Genomic DNA, 14,888 nt, shown 5'->3' with positions numbered 1-14,888 from the left:
GTATGTTTTAGAAAAGGCAATATGGCTTTAATGAGTTGGATGGAATGAGATTCGGGAGTTTAGCGGCTAACAAACTTGGACATCGTTCGCTTCTCCAACTCATCCCAATTAGGAGTCTCGATATTTATATGTTTTTTCAGCTTTTTGAAGGATTCGAACAAAGCGGCAATTTCACTGAAAGAACCATCTATCAATTTCATAAACGACAATTTGTGAACGAAGATTAGACCCAGGTATGTGATCCATCTATGCTTACGAATAAGGATAACCTGACTGGCAGGTGTGATCGTGTAATTTAGCTTCTCCAATAGACGAAACCCCTCGTCCATTGCGGAAATGGCTTGGTTAAAGAGTTTCTTGTCCTTCGTTGCTTTCTTTAAATCGCCGTCGTAAAGATAACTAACCGAGTTCAAGGCAACGATCGTGACGATATGGCTTTTAAGCCAGGCGTCGATATCCTCATGATAAGCTAATTTATACTTCACTTTCTTAAATGCGCTCTCTAGGAGAGGCTTTATTGTGATCTCTCCGTCTAAGCTGCCTAATATCATTTGCCCGCCTCCGCGGATGCATATCATGCGTCCGTTCTCCTCCCGGATTCCGACGCTAATCTGAAAGCCGAAAATGACGTTTTTCTTCTCCTTACTTTTTTCTTGAATTTTCATTCCGCATCCCGAGGGCATCCGCATTATTCCCGACGAGAACGATATTGGAAGACTGATTCTCGGCTAGTATAGATAGAACGGATGGGAAATCATTGTATTTCATAACAACAAAAATGAGATCGTAGAGATCGTCGGTAGTAAGCTCTTGAATGACGTTTACTTCATCGACTGTGTTGCGACGCTGAAAGTAATGTCGGATAACAAGCCCATTCGTCTTCAGTTGCACGGCTCTCTTGCCTCTTGCCAGCACGGTAACCTCATTCCCTCCGCGGACCAATACATGAGCAAGATAACTGCCCAGAACGCCCGCTCCGTAAACCAATATCCTCACCTTCATATCCCCTTTATTGAACATTTGTTGATTTTTGACCATTCATTGAATAAAGTAAGGATAGCAGTCACACTAACCGGCAGCAATCGCTAGATTAAGCGGTTTTGTTGGTTTTTCAACAGATTAATATGAATTGTTTAAAAAGGTGGGCTCTTCGTGGATAGAAGAATCAAAAAAAATCAAGCAGCCATAATGAATGCCTTAATGCAACTGATAGCGGAGAAAGAATTCGAGAAAATAACGATCAACGATATCGCGGAGCGTGCCGACGTCAATCGAGGCACCGTGTATTCGCATTACTCGGACAAATACGATCTATTGGATAAGTTCATAGAAGCCCAACTGACTCATTTGATGAACATCTGTTACTCCGTGGATGCGACGGAAATTCCAACGAAGACTTTCTTGCACCATACGATTAAAGAAATCAAGCAAAACGCTGCATTATATAAGACCTTGTTGAGCATTAAAGACGTTTCTTCCTTCAGGATTCATCTGAACAGCATGATCAATAAACAGATCATGGAACAGATGGACGAAACCAATTTAAGCGTAGATGACCTGAGCAAATCGATATATGCGCAATTCATGAGTTCGGCGATTGTCGGTGTGATTGAGTGGTGGTTCAATCAATCCATGCCATGTTCTACGGAAGAATTGACGGACCGGTTATGGAGCCTTCTGGAGATGAATCAGCTGATCCCATTGAAGATAGGTTAAATTAAATTTAGCCATAACAACATAAATTATGACAAAAAACAGAGCGCCTCAGTTCCTTCTGGAACGGTACTGCCCTCCCGGATATAGAGATTCATTTCTGGATGCAGATGCTAACGAAGCATATGCTCCGACGAACCCTGATGGGGCGCCGTCCCTCCGAGGAAATAAAAAAACACTCTCTACTGAGTGACTTAGTAAACTAGGTTTTACTCCAAAGCAGCGGAGCGGACGAATCAATTCGGAAGAAGCGAAGTGGTCGCCTAAAAGCTTTCCAGAAGGAAAGCTACATCGGAAGCATAACCTATGTCCCCGAGTTTACATCAACTTGGATTATTCAATAAACTCGGTGGCAACAGCGATCGGAGGAATGATTCGTATGCGGAGCGCTTAGCTCAAAAAAATACTCCTCAGAGGGATACAGCGCTTTGGGCTGACTGCGAAGTAGATGCTAACGATGTTTATGCTCCGACGTGCCCAAATGGCTAGTCCCTCGAGAAAATAAAAAGACACTCTCTACCGAGTGACTTAGTATGCTAGGTTTTACTCCAAAGTAGCGGAGCGGACGAATCAATTCCGAAGAAGCGAAGCAGTCGCCTAAAAGCTTTCCGAAGGAAAGCTAGCATCAGAAGCATTAACGTTGTCCTCGAGTTTACACCAACTTGGATTATTCAATAAACTCGGGGGCAACAGCGATCGGAGGAATGATTCGTATGCGGAGCGCTTAGCTCACACAAATACTCCTCAGAGGGATACAGCCCTTCGGGCTGACTGCGAAGCAGATGCTAACGAAGCTTATGCTCCGACGAACCCTGATGGGTTCTCATCCCTCCATAAAGCAAAAAGCCCCTCCGAAGAGTGGCTTTTATGTACGTCCCAGGAGGGATTCGAACCCCCGACCGACGGCTTAGAAGGCCGTTGCTCTATCCAGCTGAGCTACTGGGACATAAAAAATTCAAGCAAGAAATATCATATCATACGGATAAACATTTTACAACAACAAATTAATATTATTAATTATAACGGGTTGTACAGCCTAAAAATATACTGGAAGACTGTTTCAAGTGCTTCATAATTCATTAATATTTTCTGTATCTGATTTCACGCCCCATACTAGTTAAATATTCGAAAGAGACATGTACATATGCATGCAGTTTTTTTTCATGTGCAAAGCGGGTATGCTATAATCAACAATTAATTGACCTTACCCGGACCGAAAGGAGGAACCCCCTATTAATGATTCCAATTCCCCAGCGAAAGACAACTTAGTCCTCTTTCCAAAGACACTCGACTTCTATCAGATTCAGCTGACAGTCATGCTGGAAAATGAACGATACGGGGAAGCAATGGAGCTTCTGCGTTTTTTGCTGCAGTGCCAAGGACAGGATCAGCGGCATTATGATGAGTGGCATGCGCTTCTTGAATGGCTGGAAGCTGCGTTTCCCCAATATAATCACAGCAATGCGGACGGTGAGCATTTTGGGGAGGCAGAAGAGAGTGAGCCAAACGAGGATGAGATGAAACGTCAGAATGTCCACGCCAAGCTGGCAGAGGATAGCTTCTATGCCGATAAGCTGCTGCAGACGGCCATGCAGGAACCGCTAAGTGAACAAAATATGCTCGCACTGGAGCAGTTGTCTTATCTCGAAGGTGCTGCCATCGATGAGGAGCTTGTACAATGGCTGCAAAGCCAGGAGCTCCATCCACTGCTTCAATTCAGAGTCTTGCAGACGCTTCGCAAACGTGGAATGCAGGGGAACATAGAACTGCTTCGGGGTCAGGAACGTGCCAGGATCGATGTAGAAGCAGTACCGCTGAGCCCGGATGAATTTCCAACGCAGGTCGGTCTGGTTACAGAACGGGTAGCCGGGCAGACAGAGGTTCAGGAGCCTACGCTTTTTTACTTTGCGCAGGAGCTGTGGACACAATTTATCATGGCTATTTACGGTACGGATGATTACTTTTCCATAGTGGATGAAAATGATGAGACGATCGACATCTGGGCAGCATCTCTGCACCAGATTGTTTCAGAGAGTCTGACGGGCAGCCGCAGCGATGAAGAGATCAGATACATGTACGGAGTAACGGACACGATGCGCTTTATTTTTGAGCAGGCGTACCGCACGATGAAGCAGTTTGTTGCCGCGGGGACGAATGTATAGAAAAAACGGGAAGTTCTACCTGAGGACTTGCTAGAGGGTTGCCCTTGAAAAAGGGGACGATCTTGTTTATACTATAGTGGTTATTCTGTGCGTGTTAAAACTAATGACCATGTGAAATATTTTTGGAGGGGAAGGCATAAAATGAAAGCAACTTGGGAAAAAATAGAGAAGAACCTTGGCGTTCTTGATGTTGAAGTAGAAGCGGATCGTGTGTCTGATGCGCTTGATAAGGCCTTTAATAAAGTAGTTAAAAAGGCGAGTGTACCTGGATTCCGTAAAGGTAAAGTACCTCGTCCGATTTTTGAAGCTCGTTACGGAGTAGAAGCTCTGTACCAAGACGCCATTGATATTTTGCTTCCAGAGGTATATTCAGAAGCCGTTAACGAAACGGACATCTTTCCTGTAGACCGTCCTGAAGTTGAAATTGATCAATTCGAAAAAGGACAAGCCTTTAAATTCAAAGCAAAAGTAACGGTTAAGCCTGAAGTTACTCTTGGCGATTACAAAGGCGTAGAAGTAACTACACAAAAAGTGGAAGTATCCGAAGAAGAAGTGAACGAAGAATTGGGTCGTCTGCAAGAGCGTCATGCTGAGCTTGCTGTCATCGACGAAGGTGCAGCTCAAGACGGCGACATCGCGGTTATTGACTTTGACGGCTATGTAGACGGTGCTCCTTTTGAAGGCGGCAAAGCAGAACGTTACTCCCTTGAACTTGGAAGCGGCACATTCATCCCTGGTTTCGAAGAGCAGGTTGTCGGCCTGGCAACAGGCGACTTCAAAGATGTTGAAGTGACATTCCCTGAGACTTACCATGCGGAAGAGCTGGCTAACAAGCAAGCGATCTTCAAAGTCAAAGTTCACGAAATCAAACGCAAACAGCTGCCTGAGCTGGATGACGAATTTGCAAAAGACGTAAGTGAATTTGAAACGCTGAACGAATACAAGGAAGATCTGAAAAAAGAACTTCTGGCTCGCAAGGGACAAGAAGCTAAAGGCAAAAAAGAATCCGCTGTTGTAGACAAGGTTTCTGAAAATGCTGAAGTGGAAATTCCACAAGCGATGATCGACGGCGAAATCGAAAACATGATGCGTGACTTTGACAACCGTCTGCGCGGCCAAGGCATGAACCTTGAAATGTTCCTGAGCTTCTCCGGACAAACAACGGCTGATCTGCAAGAGCAAATGAAGGACGACGCTGAAAAACGCGTTCGTAACAACCTCGTTCTTGAGCAAATCGCTAAAGAAGAAAACATTGAAGTAACTGAAGAAGACATCAACAAGGAACTCGAAACAATGGCTGAAGCCTACAAACGTTCCACTGACGAAATTCGCAACATTTTGGCAGCAAACGGATCGCTTGCAAGCCTGCGTGACGAAATTTCCCTTCGTAAAACCGTAGAACTTCTCCTTGAAAGCAGCAAGGAAGTTGAAGGTAGCGAAGAAGCTGCTGAAGAAACAGCTGAATAATAAACGGAAGATCATTGAGAATTCAATTGCAGGCATGACGTAAGTGATGCCTATCATATGAATCTATAGAGAGATAAGGCACGTATATTCCATTGCGTGCCTTATTTTTAACTGGGAGTATCCATTTTATTCCTAATTAAAGTATAAAATGGATAAAATTCTCTCTTCCATACATAAGAAAAACGTTTATCGATGTACATCCTGCCTTGAAGCTTATGTTTCTGATATCTTATAAAGGTGTCAGGTTTCGTGCAGGCTATATTTCTGGGCCGGGTTCATACACTGTATTGCGGGGTATAAAGTGAAAAATGACATCATGCTTTGAACATGTTAAAATAATGCTGTAAGATTGATGGAACGCATTACATCTTTGAATGGAAAAGAGGTTGGACACATGAGTCTGATACCTATGGTTGTAGAGCAAACAAGTCGAGGAGAGAGATCTTACGATATCTACTCCAGATTATTGAAGGACCGCATTATTTTTCTCAGCAGCGCAATCGACGATGATGTCGCCAATCTCGTCATAGCACAGTTATTGTTCCTTGCTGCAGAGGATCCCGAGAAGGATATCCATTTATATATCAATTCTCCTGGTGGCTCTGTAACGGCAGGGATGGGGATATATGATACAATGCAGTACATTAAACCGGATGTATCAACCATCTGCGTGGGCATGGCGGCAAGTATGGGCTCACTTTTGCTGACAGCTGGAGCACCCGGTAAACGATTTGCGCTAACCAACAGCGAAGTGATGATCCATCAACCGCTGGGAGGAGTTCAGGGGCAGGCAGCCGACATCCAGATCCATGCGAGCTGGATCATTAAGACAAGAGAAAAGCTCAATCAAATATATGTGGAACGCACAGGTCAGCCCCTTGAAAAAATTGAACGCGATACAGATCGTGACTTTTTCATGAGCGCGGAGGAAGCGAAGGCTTACGGCATTATCGACCAGGTTCTCACTTCACCGATTATATCTTAAAGGGGTGTTTACATGTTTAAATTTAACGATGAAAAAGGGCAGCTGAAATGCTCTTTTTGCGGGAAATCACAGGAACAAGTGCGTAAGCTTGTTGCCGGTCCCGGAGTTTATATATGCGATGAATGTATTGAACTCTGCACGGAGATTGTAGAGGAAGAGCTCGGTCATGACGAAGAGCTGGATCTCAAAGATATTCCGAAGCCTAAGGAAATCTGCGATATTCTGGATCAATACATCATCGGCCAGGAGCAAGCGAAGAAATCGCTCTCAGTGGCTGTTTATAACCACTATAAACGGATCAACACAGGCAGCAAAATTGAAGATGTGGAGCTGCAAAAGAGTAACATTCTACTCTTGGGTCCTACCGGTTCAGGTAAGACGCTGCTGGCTCAAACCATGGCTAAAATTTTGAACGTGCCATTTGCGATTGCGGATGCAACTTCTCTGACGGAGGCCGGCTATGTCGGTGAAGACGTTGAGAATATTTTGCTGAAGCTGATCCAGGCTGCAGATTATGACGTGGAAAAAGCCGAACGCGGCATTATTTATATTGATGAGATTGATAAAGTAGCCCGCAAATCCGAGAATCCGTCGATTACACGTGACGTTTCCGGGGAAGGTGTGCAGCAGGCGCTTCTGAAAATTCTTGAAGGAACGGTTGCTTCTGTTCCACCACAAGGCGGACGCAAACACCCTCATCAGGAATTTATCCAAATCGATACGACCAACGTTCTGTTCATTTGCGGCGGTGCCTTTGACGGCCTCGAACAAATGATCAAACGCCGGATCGGCAAAAAAGTGATTGGCTTTAATGCCGGTGGCGAAAACCAAAAGGACCTTAAACCAGGTGAATACCTTGGTTTGGTGCTTCCGGAGGATCTGCTGAAATTCGGTCTGATTCCGGAATTCGTAGGGCGTCTTCCAATCATCTCCACACTGGAGCCGTTGGATGAAAAGACACTCGTGCGCATCCTTTCCGAGCCGAAAAATGCGCTGACAAAGCAGTATCAAAAGCTGCTTGAGATGGATAATGTCGCACTGAAATTCGAGCCGGATGCTCTTGAGGCTATCGCGAGAGAAGCGATTAAGCGCAATACCGGCGCCCGCGGTCTGAGAGCGATTATCGAAGGCATCATGCTCGATGTGATGTATGAAGTTCCTTCCCGCGATGATATCAAGGACTGCGTCATTACAGAGCAGGTTGTAAAGGAAAAGATCGTGCCGGAATTGATCAGCAAGAAAGAGAATAAACAGGAAGAAAGTGCCTAATCCTTTCTTTGGAAGGTAAGGCTTCTTTCGGAAATTCATTGCCGGTTCTCCACTTCTCCCCTCTGGCCGAAGGCCTTTTTAGAGGGGCAGGGGTGGAGTCTTGGCGTTATGGGAGAGAAAAAAGATCATGTTTTTGAGAAAAGACACAAGACCTGTTAAAGTCGGTAATTTGACGATCGGCGGAAGCAATGAAGTCATCATTCAAAGCATGTGTACGACGAAAACCGCAGATGTGGAAGCGACTGTAGTTGAAATCCTTCGTTTGGAGGAAGCCGGTTGTCAGCTGGTTCGCGTGACGGTGAATAACAAGGAAGCTGCTGAAGCGATCAAGGAAATCAAAAAACGCATTCATATACCGCTGGTTGCGGATATTCATTTTAACTATCAGCTTGCCCTAAAGGCGATTGAGAATGGCATCGATAAAGTTCGGATTAATCCAGGAAACATCGGCAGCCGTGACAAAGTCGAAGCGGTTGTCAAAGCATGTAAGGAGCGCGGCATTCCTATTCGTATTGGTGTGAATGCGGGCTCACTGGAAAGCCATCTGCTCGAGAAATACGGATATCCGACTCCGGAAGCGATGGTAGAGAGTGCCTTGTTCCACATTAATATTTTGGAAGAGCTGGATTTTCACGATATTATCGTGTCACTGAAGGCATCTGATGTGCCAATGGCGATAGAAGCTTACCGCAAAGCGGCGGAAGTCATACCTTATCCGCTTCATCTCGGGATTACTGAATCCGGAACATTGTTCTCGGGTACGATCAAGAGCTCGGCGGGCATTGGTGCGCTGCTGTCTATGGGGATTGGCAGTACGCTGCGCATCTCGCTGAGTGCGGATCCGGTTGAAGAGATTAAGGTGGCACGTGAGCTCTTGAAAACCTTCGGTCTTATTTCCAATGCAGCTACGCTGGTATCCTGCCCGACCTGCGGACGTCTTGATATCGATTTGTTCTCGATTGCAAACGAGGTTGAGGAATACATTTCAAAACTGAAAGTGCCAATTAAGGTATCGGTTTTGGGCTGCGCTGTTAATGGACCGGGTGAAGCGCGTGAGGCAGACATCGGTATTGCCGGTGGACGTGGTGAAGGTCTGCTGTTCCGCTACGGAGAAATGATCCGCAAGGTACCAGAAGCAGAAATGGTGGTCGAACTGAAGAAAGAAATTGACTCCATCGTCAAAGTATATGAAGAAACCGGGGAAATTCCGGGCCGTAAGCATTAATCAAGTAAAAACAAGCTGCATTGCCTTTTGCTTTCTAAAGGGCATGCAGCTTTTTTTGTGCAGTATTTTTGAAAATTGTGTCCTTAAATCATGCTTCGGGCGTTTACCTGGTTGTGAAACGGCTATACTACCATGTATCAGGCCAACCCGTAAAAAGCAAAGTAGAATTGAAGGGGAAACTGGCCACTCATGAGAAACGGGAGGGTTTATGAAATGAACTTAAGCATGGTTATGATGTTGATTCAATTTTTCTTTGCCGTCATCATCGGCATCTATTTTTGGAATTTGCTTCGCGGTCAGAAAACCAACCGTACTGCTGTGGACCGGGAGTCCCGAAAAGAAATGGACAAGTTGCGGAAGCTTCGCTCCATCTCGCTGACGAAGCCGTTAGCAGAGAAAACGAGGCCGCAATCACTTCAGGATATCGTAGGCCAGAAAGACGGCTTAAGAGCGTTGAAGGCCGCACTGTGCAGCGGTAACCCGCAGCATGTCATTATTTATGGACCACCGGGGGTAGGGAAAACCGCTGCCGCTCGTGTCGTGATGGAAGAAGCGAAACGAAATCCTGCTTCTCCTTTTAAAGCCGATGCCAAGTTTACGGAGATTGATGCGACGACTGCTCGTTTTGACGAGCGCGGTATTGCCGATCCATTAATTGGTTCCGTACATGATCCAATATATCAAGGCGCAGGCTCTATGGGCGTTGCCGGCATTCCACAGCCTAAACCGGGTGCTGTCACAAAAGCGCATGGCGGAATGTTGTTTGTGGACGAAATTGGGGAATTGCATCCGATTCAGATGAATAAGTTGTTAAAAGTACTGGAAGACCGTAAAGTTTTGCTCGAGAGTGCATACTACAATTCAGAAGACAACAATACGCCTGCGTATGTCCATGATATTTTCCAGAACGGGCTGCCCGCGGATTTCCGTCTTGTGGGAGCCACAACGCGTTCCCCGCAGGAATTACCTCCTGCTCTGCGTTCCCGCTGCATGGAAATTTATTTCCGTCCCCTACTGCCGGATGAGATCGGAAGGATTGCTGAGGATGCCATTCAGAAAATTGGACTCAAACCCTGCCCCGAAGCCGTTGATGTTGTAAAACAGTATGCGACTAACGGACGCGAAGCCGTAAACATCATCCAGCTTGCAGCCGGGCTCGCTCTGACGGAGAAAAGGGATTCGCTTGCAGCTTCCGATGTGGAGTGGGTTGCCAGCAGCAGTCAGCTTCAGCCGCGTCCGGACCGCAAAATTCCAGACCGCCCACAGGTGGGATTCGTAAACGGTCTGGCGGTTTATGGACCGAATATGGGGACTCTGCTCGAAATTGAAGTGACCGCGGTACCGGTTGCAGCAGGGCAAGGCAAATACAATATTACGGGTGTGGTAGAGGAAGAAGAAATCGGCGGTAGCAGCAGAACGCTGCGTCGTAAAAGCATGGCTAAGGGTTCGGTTGAAAATGTACTTACCGTACTCCGTTCCCTGGGGCTTAAACCAAGTGATTATGATCTGCATATCAACTTTCCAGGAGGAACGCCAATCGACGGACCTTCTGCAGGGATTGCCATGGCTACAGCCATTATGTCGGCAGTCAGGGGTCTTCCCGTTGATAACCAGATCGCCATGACAGGAGAAATCAGTATCCATGGACGGGTGAAGCCAATTGGCGGCGTCATCGCCAAGGTCGAAGCTGCATTCCAGGCGGGGGCCACCACGGTGATTATTCCGAAGGAAAACTGGCAAACCCTGTTCGAGGACCTGGATGGTCTGAGGGTTATTCCAGTGGAAAATGTGCAAGAGGTATTCCTGCATGTCTTTGGAATTGAACTGGAGCCAGCGCTTGATGTTCAAATGCATGAGGATTTGAATGATGCGATGGATAAGAGTGCGGCTCCGGAAATCTTTCCACAGGGGCCTGCTGCTCCATTTTTACAGGCGAAGCCTGGCCGTTCCGGACAAATTACCGATGCAGGGACATGTTGAAGCAGCTTAATTATTGGTGTTTTCTGTGAACATTTGCTAAAATATAACCAGATGTTATAACCTGAGAACGGCTGGAGGTGCGAAAGCGATGGGGCTGAGTAAAGCGAAAGGCCGCCGTTTTCCGTTATTGCCTTTGAGAGGCCTTCTAGTCTACCCGAGCATGGTACTGCATCTCGATGTAGGCCGGGAGAAATCGGTCAAGGCTCTGGAAAAAGCAATGGTGGAAGATAACCTGATTCTCCTTTGTTCTCAATCTGAGGTGAACATAGAAGAACCGACGCAAGAAGATATTTTCCGTATTGGCACAGTAGCCAACGTGAGACAAATGCTTAAGCTTCCAAACGGCACCATCCGTGTCCTAGTGGAAGGGATGGAACGCGCCGAAATTATACAGTATACGGACAACGAGGAGTATTATGAAGTCCTCGCCCGGGAACTGCATGAAGAGGACAGCGACAATCCTGAAGTGGATGCGCTGATGCGTACAGTTCTGAGCCAGTTTGAGCATTATATCAATTTATCCAAAAAGGTCACTCCCGAGACGCTTGCTGCGGTATCTGATATTGAGGAGCCCGGACGTCTCGCAGATGTCATTACCAGTCACTTGTCACTTAAAATCAAGGATAAACAGGAGATTCTCGAAACGGTCGATGTCGGCAAACGTCTCGAAAAGCTGCTGGATATCCTGAATAATGAGCGCGAAGTACTGGAGCTGGAACGCAAGATCAACCAGCGTGTGAAGAAGCAGATGGAGAAAACCCAGAAGGAATACTATCTGCGTGAGCAGATGAAGGCAATCCAGAAGGAGCTTGGCGAGAAAGAAGGACGCACCGGGGAAGTTGAAGAACTGCGTGATCTTATGGAGAAGCAGGAGCTTCCGGAGAAGGTGAAGGAGAAGGTCGAAAAGGAAATAGACCGTCTGGAAAAAATGCCTTCCAGTTCTGCTGAGGGCGGTGTAATCCGCAACTATCTGGACTGGCTGCTGGCCCTTCCATGGAGTAACAAAACAGAAGATGACCTGGATATCCATAAAGCCGAACAGGTGCTGGACGAAGACCATTACAGTCTGGATAAACCGAAAGAGCGTGTACTGGAGTATTTGGCGGTACAGAAGCTCGTTAAAAAGATGAAGGGGCCCATTCTGTGTCTGGTTGGCCCTCCAGGCGTGGGTAAAACCTCGCTCGCACGTTCCATTGCCAGATCGCTGAACCGGAAGTTCGTCCGCATTTCGCTTGGCGGAGTCCGTGATGAAGCCGAAATTCGTGGTCACCGACGTACCTATGTGGGGGCGATGCCGGGACGCATTATCCAAGGGATGAAAAACGCCGGGGCTTTGAATCCTGTGTTTCTCCTGGATGAGATCGATAAGATGGCATCCGATTTCCGTGGTGACCCTTCTTCCGCACTGCTGGAAGTGCTCGATCCTGAACAAAATAACACGTTCAGCGATCATTTTATTGAAATTCCATTTGATCTGTCACAGGTTATGTTTATTACGACTGCGAATGCAATTCACAATATACCTCGGCCTTTACTGGACCGGATGGAAGTACTCAATATTCCAGGCTACACGGAGCTGGAGAAACTGCAAATTGCCAAGCGCTATCTTCTGCCAAAGCAGAAAAGAGAGCATGGTCTCTTGGAGGAGCAGCTTCACATTGGAGAAGAGGCACTGCTTAAAGTAGTCCGGGAGTACACGCGCGAGTCTGGAGTCCGCAACTTGGAGCAGCAGGTAGCGGCGCTGTGCCGCAAAGCTGCCAAACAAATTGTTTCGGATGGAACGGAATCCATTACGATGGAACCCGATGATATTAAAGAATATCTGGGCGCTGCCAAGTTCCGTCATGGCGTGGCTGATCTCGAGGACCAGATTGGTACGGTTACAGGCCTTGCCTGGACAGAGGTTGGCGGTGAAACGCTGATGATTGAGGTAACTGTCGTACCGGGCTCAGGCAAGCTCACATTAACCGGAAAGCTCGGAGATGTGATGAAGGAATCTGCCCAGGCTGCATTCAGTTATACACGCAGCAAGGCTGAAGAGCTCGGCATCATGCCCGACTTCCATGAGAAGAATGATATTCATATTCATATTCCTGAAGGTGCTATTCCAAAAGACGGCCCATCGGCCGGAATTACGATTGCGACCGCTCTTATTTCGGCTCTTACCAAAAAGCATGTATCCAAGCATGTGGCGATGACCGGCGAAATTACACTGCGCGGACGGGTGCTTCCCATTGGCGGCCTGAAGGAAAAATCACTAGCGGCGCACCGTGCAGGCTACAAGAAAATATTGCTCCCGAAAGACAACGAGCGGGATCTGCGCGACATTCCCGACAGTGTTAAAAATGAAGTGGAGTTTGTTCCGGTGTCCCATATGGACCAAGTGCTGAAGCATGCGCTTGTGGAACAGGCGGGAGTGCATTAGAGAGGACACATTGACATGAAAGTAACCCAAGCGGAATTTGTAATCAGTGCCGTTGGCCCTGACCAATATCCTGAGGACGCCTTGCCGGAGATTGCTCTGGCAGGGCGTTCCAATGTAGGCAAGTCATCATTAATTAACCGTATGATCAATCGTAAGAATTTGGCCAGAACCAGTTCTACACCCGGTAAGACCCAGCATCTCAACTATTACCGCATTAATGAGGAATTGTATTTCGTCGATTTTCCCGGATACGGCTACGCAAAGGTGTCTAAGACCCAGCGGCAGGTATGGGGCAAAATGATCGAAAGATACCTGCTTGAGCGTGAGACGCTTAAAATGGTACTTCTGATCGTCGACCTGCGTCATCCACCATCCAAGGATGATGAGTTGATGTATGATTGGCTGAAACATTATGAGATTCCGATCTGCGTGGTGGCCACCAAGGCGGACAAGATTCCGAAGAGCCGCTGGCAAAAGCATGTGAAGCAGATGAAGGAAGGTCTCCTGATGCGTAAAACAGATTCTTTCGTCATGTATTCATCGGAGACCGGAGTGGGTAAAGATGAGTTATGGGCTCATATTGAATCCATAGCGGGTCTGAACCAGGAAGAGAACGATCAACCTGATCCAGAGCAAACGGCTGAATAAGGGAGAACACGAAACGGAAATTGCATAAAATTTCAGCGTATCGCGTAGGGATTCAGACTTTATCCGGCAGGAAAGTGAGCATCCCGTAAAAAGTTTGCTCAAAAATCCGTTTTAATCCGTTTTTTTATGAAATATGAAGAAAAATCATGGTTTCGTCCGCAAGCAATCGTTTTAAGTTGTGCTGTATAATAATACTAAGGATTCGGAAATTTTTCTTGCGATTATAGAATCATTTCAGCACCGCTGAAAACTTATACGTTCTATAATCATAAAAAAGAATTGAGGAGATTTTTATGGCTCAGCGGTTAGCCACAGAGTATGTTAAAGCCACTTTTCAAATGACGGAGCTTCAATTGAACCAGTTTATGCATTCGGCTGAATGCTGTCACATGCAAGCGATTGTTAAGGTGCTGGACAGCGGAGGACAAGAGATTGTGCTGGAAGACGAAAGCGGTGAGGAGGTTCATTTTCCTCTTGAAAGTAAGAATGGCTTGTACTTCTGTGAGTTGTCATGCCGCTTGGTGAACCCTCGTATGACCAACCTGGTACGCAAGCTTTTTATCGCCTGCAAGGGCGAAGGCATTGTTAACCGGATTTATCATGGATTCACAATGATGTATTATTATGAAAACGGCTCCGTTCGAAAAATTGCGGAAGTAACCCCTTCTCAGAGCAAGCTGGTGTATGAGTACAAACATACTGCAGGTGAACTGCAGCGTGTGTATCAGCTGGATTCTGTTGAACAGGAGATCTCGCGTCTTTATCAAAATATTAACTACTGGCTTGATGAACGAAATAAAGCGAAAACCAGTGAACAAATTGCCCGCATTGATGAAAAACTGCGGCAGGGCACCGCTAAATGGTTTGCATTAGAGGCTTAAACCCATACATTGACAAGAGGAACTCCTTCGCTACGAGGGAGTTCCTTTTTTGTTGGAAATCATGTGCTTGCGCCGCTAAGCAAAAGCATATTCAACATGTATTTATCCGCATTTTGACTGGGACAATTGTGGA

Annotated in this window: 12 protein-coding genes and 1 tRNA gene; 10 read left to right on the top strand and 3 right to left on the bottom strand. The window is 46.6% G+C overall.

Annotated elements, in window-relative coordinates:
• Positions 1 to 59: 59 nt before the first annotated feature.
• Both E6W40_RS30400 and E6W40_RS30395 read right to left on the bottom strand, forming a co-directional pair.
• Entirely contained in the window at positions 60 to 665 is a 606-nt protein-coding gene (locus E6W40_RS30400; protein ID WP_342774736.1) for a hypothetical protein, read from the bottom strand.
• The gene (locus tag E6W40_RS30395; RefSeq protein WP_342774735.1) at positions 643 to 996 is read right to left on the bottom strand and encodes a ketopantoate reductase family protein; all 354 of its coding nucleotides are present in this window, start codon (positions 994 to 996) and stop codon (positions 643 to 645) included. Before E6W40_RS30395 ends, E6W40_RS30400 begins: the two co-directional genes overlap by 23 nt.
• Positions 997 to 1,152: 156 nt before the next feature.
• On the opposite strand from E6W40_RS30395, the gene E6W40_RS24695 reads away from it, so the two are divergent.
• Entirely contained in the window at positions 1,153 to 1,716 is a 564-nt protein-coding gene (locus E6W40_RS24695) for a TetR/AcrR family transcriptional regulator (RefSeq protein WP_136608291.1), read from the top strand.
• Between the two features lie 869 nt (positions 1,717 to 2,585).
• Here the strand turns inward: E6W40_RS24695 and E6W40_RS24690 are convergent.
• A tRNA-Arg gene (locus E6W40_RS24690) sits at positions 2,586 to 2,659 on the bottom strand.
• A 370-nt stretch (positions 2,660 to 3,029) separates the two neighbouring features.
• On the opposite strand from E6W40_RS24690, the gene E6W40_RS24685 reads away from it, so the two are divergent.
• The 9 genes from E6W40_RS24685 to E6W40_RS24645 all read left to right on the top strand — a co-directional run bounded on the left by E6W40_RS24685 (position 3,030) and on the right by E6W40_RS24645 (position 14,755).
• Positions 3,030 to 3,875 carry a hypothetical protein gene (locus E6W40_RS24685; RefSeq protein WP_136608290.1) on the top strand — a complete coding sequence of 282 codons (846 nt, stop codon included), beginning with the start codon at positions 3,030 to 3,032 and terminating at the stop codon, positions 3,873 to 3,875.
• A gap of 141 nt (positions 3,876 to 4,016) precedes the next feature.
• A complete protein-coding gene (gene tig / locus E6W40_RS24680) occupies positions 4,017 to 5,342 on the top strand; it encodes a trigger factor (RefSeq protein ID WP_136608289.1) in 1,326 nt (441 codons plus the stop codon).
• A gap of 394 nt (positions 5,343 to 5,736) precedes the next feature.
• Entirely contained in the window at positions 5,737 to 6,327 is a 591-nt protein-coding gene (gene clpP, locus E6W40_RS24675; RefSeq protein ID WP_136608288.1) for an ATP-dependent Clp endopeptidase proteolytic subunit ClpP, read from the top strand.
• Between the two features lie 12 nt (positions 6,328 to 6,339).
• Complete coding sequence (gene clpX / locus E6W40_RS24670) at positions 6,340 to 7,596, top strand: ATP-dependent protease ATP-binding subunit ClpX (RefSeq protein ID WP_136608287.1); 1,257 nt, start codon at positions 6,340 to 6,342, stop codon at positions 7,594 to 7,596.
• A 127-nt stretch (positions 7,597 to 7,723) separates the two neighbouring features.
• Positions 7,724 to 8,821, top strand: a complete 1,098-nt coding sequence (ispG, locus tag E6W40_RS24665) for a flavodoxin-dependent (E)-4-hydroxy-3-methylbut-2-enyl-diphosphate synthase (RefSeq protein ID WP_136608286.1) — start codon at positions 7,724 to 7,726, stop codon at positions 8,819 to 8,821.
• Positions 8,822 to 9,034: 213 nt separating this feature from the next.
• Positions 9,035 to 10,801 (top strand): ATP-dependent protease LonB, encoded by a 1,767-nt coding sequence (gene lonB, locus E6W40_RS24660; RefSeq protein ID WP_136608285.1) that lies wholly within the window; start codon positions 9,035 to 9,037, stop codon positions 10,799 to 10,801.
• An 88-nt stretch (positions 10,802 to 10,889) separates the two neighbouring features.
• Positions 10,890 to 13,226 carry an endopeptidase La gene (lon, locus tag E6W40_RS24655; RefSeq protein ID WP_136608284.1) on the top strand — a complete coding sequence of 779 codons (2,337 nt, stop codon included), beginning with the start codon at positions 10,890 to 10,892 and terminating at the stop codon, positions 13,224 to 13,226.
• Positions 13,227 to 13,241: 15 nt separating this feature from the next.
• Positions 13,242 to 13,874 carry a ribosome biogenesis GTP-binding protein YihA/YsxC gene (gene yihA, locus E6W40_RS24650; protein ID WP_136608283.1) on the top strand — a complete coding sequence of 211 codons (633 nt, stop codon included), beginning with the start codon at positions 13,242 to 13,244 and terminating at the stop codon, positions 13,872 to 13,874.
• Positions 13,875 to 14,167: 293 nt separating this feature from the next.
• Positions 14,168 to 14,755, top strand: coding sequence for a non-ribosomal peptide synthetase module (locus E6W40_RS24645; RefSeq protein WP_136608282.1), 588 nt, complete (start codon positions 14,168 to 14,170; stop codon positions 14,753 to 14,755).
• Positions 14,756 to 14,888: the final 133 nt, after the last annotated feature.

The sequence above is a fragment of the Paenibacillus dokdonensis genome (assembly GCF_004916975.1).
GTDB classification, from domain to species: domain Bacteria; phylum Bacillota; class Bacilli; order Paenibacillales; family Paenibacillaceae; genus Paenibacillus_AQ; species Paenibacillus_AQ dokdonensis.
This window is presented reverse-complemented; position numbering and strand designations above follow the sequence as displayed.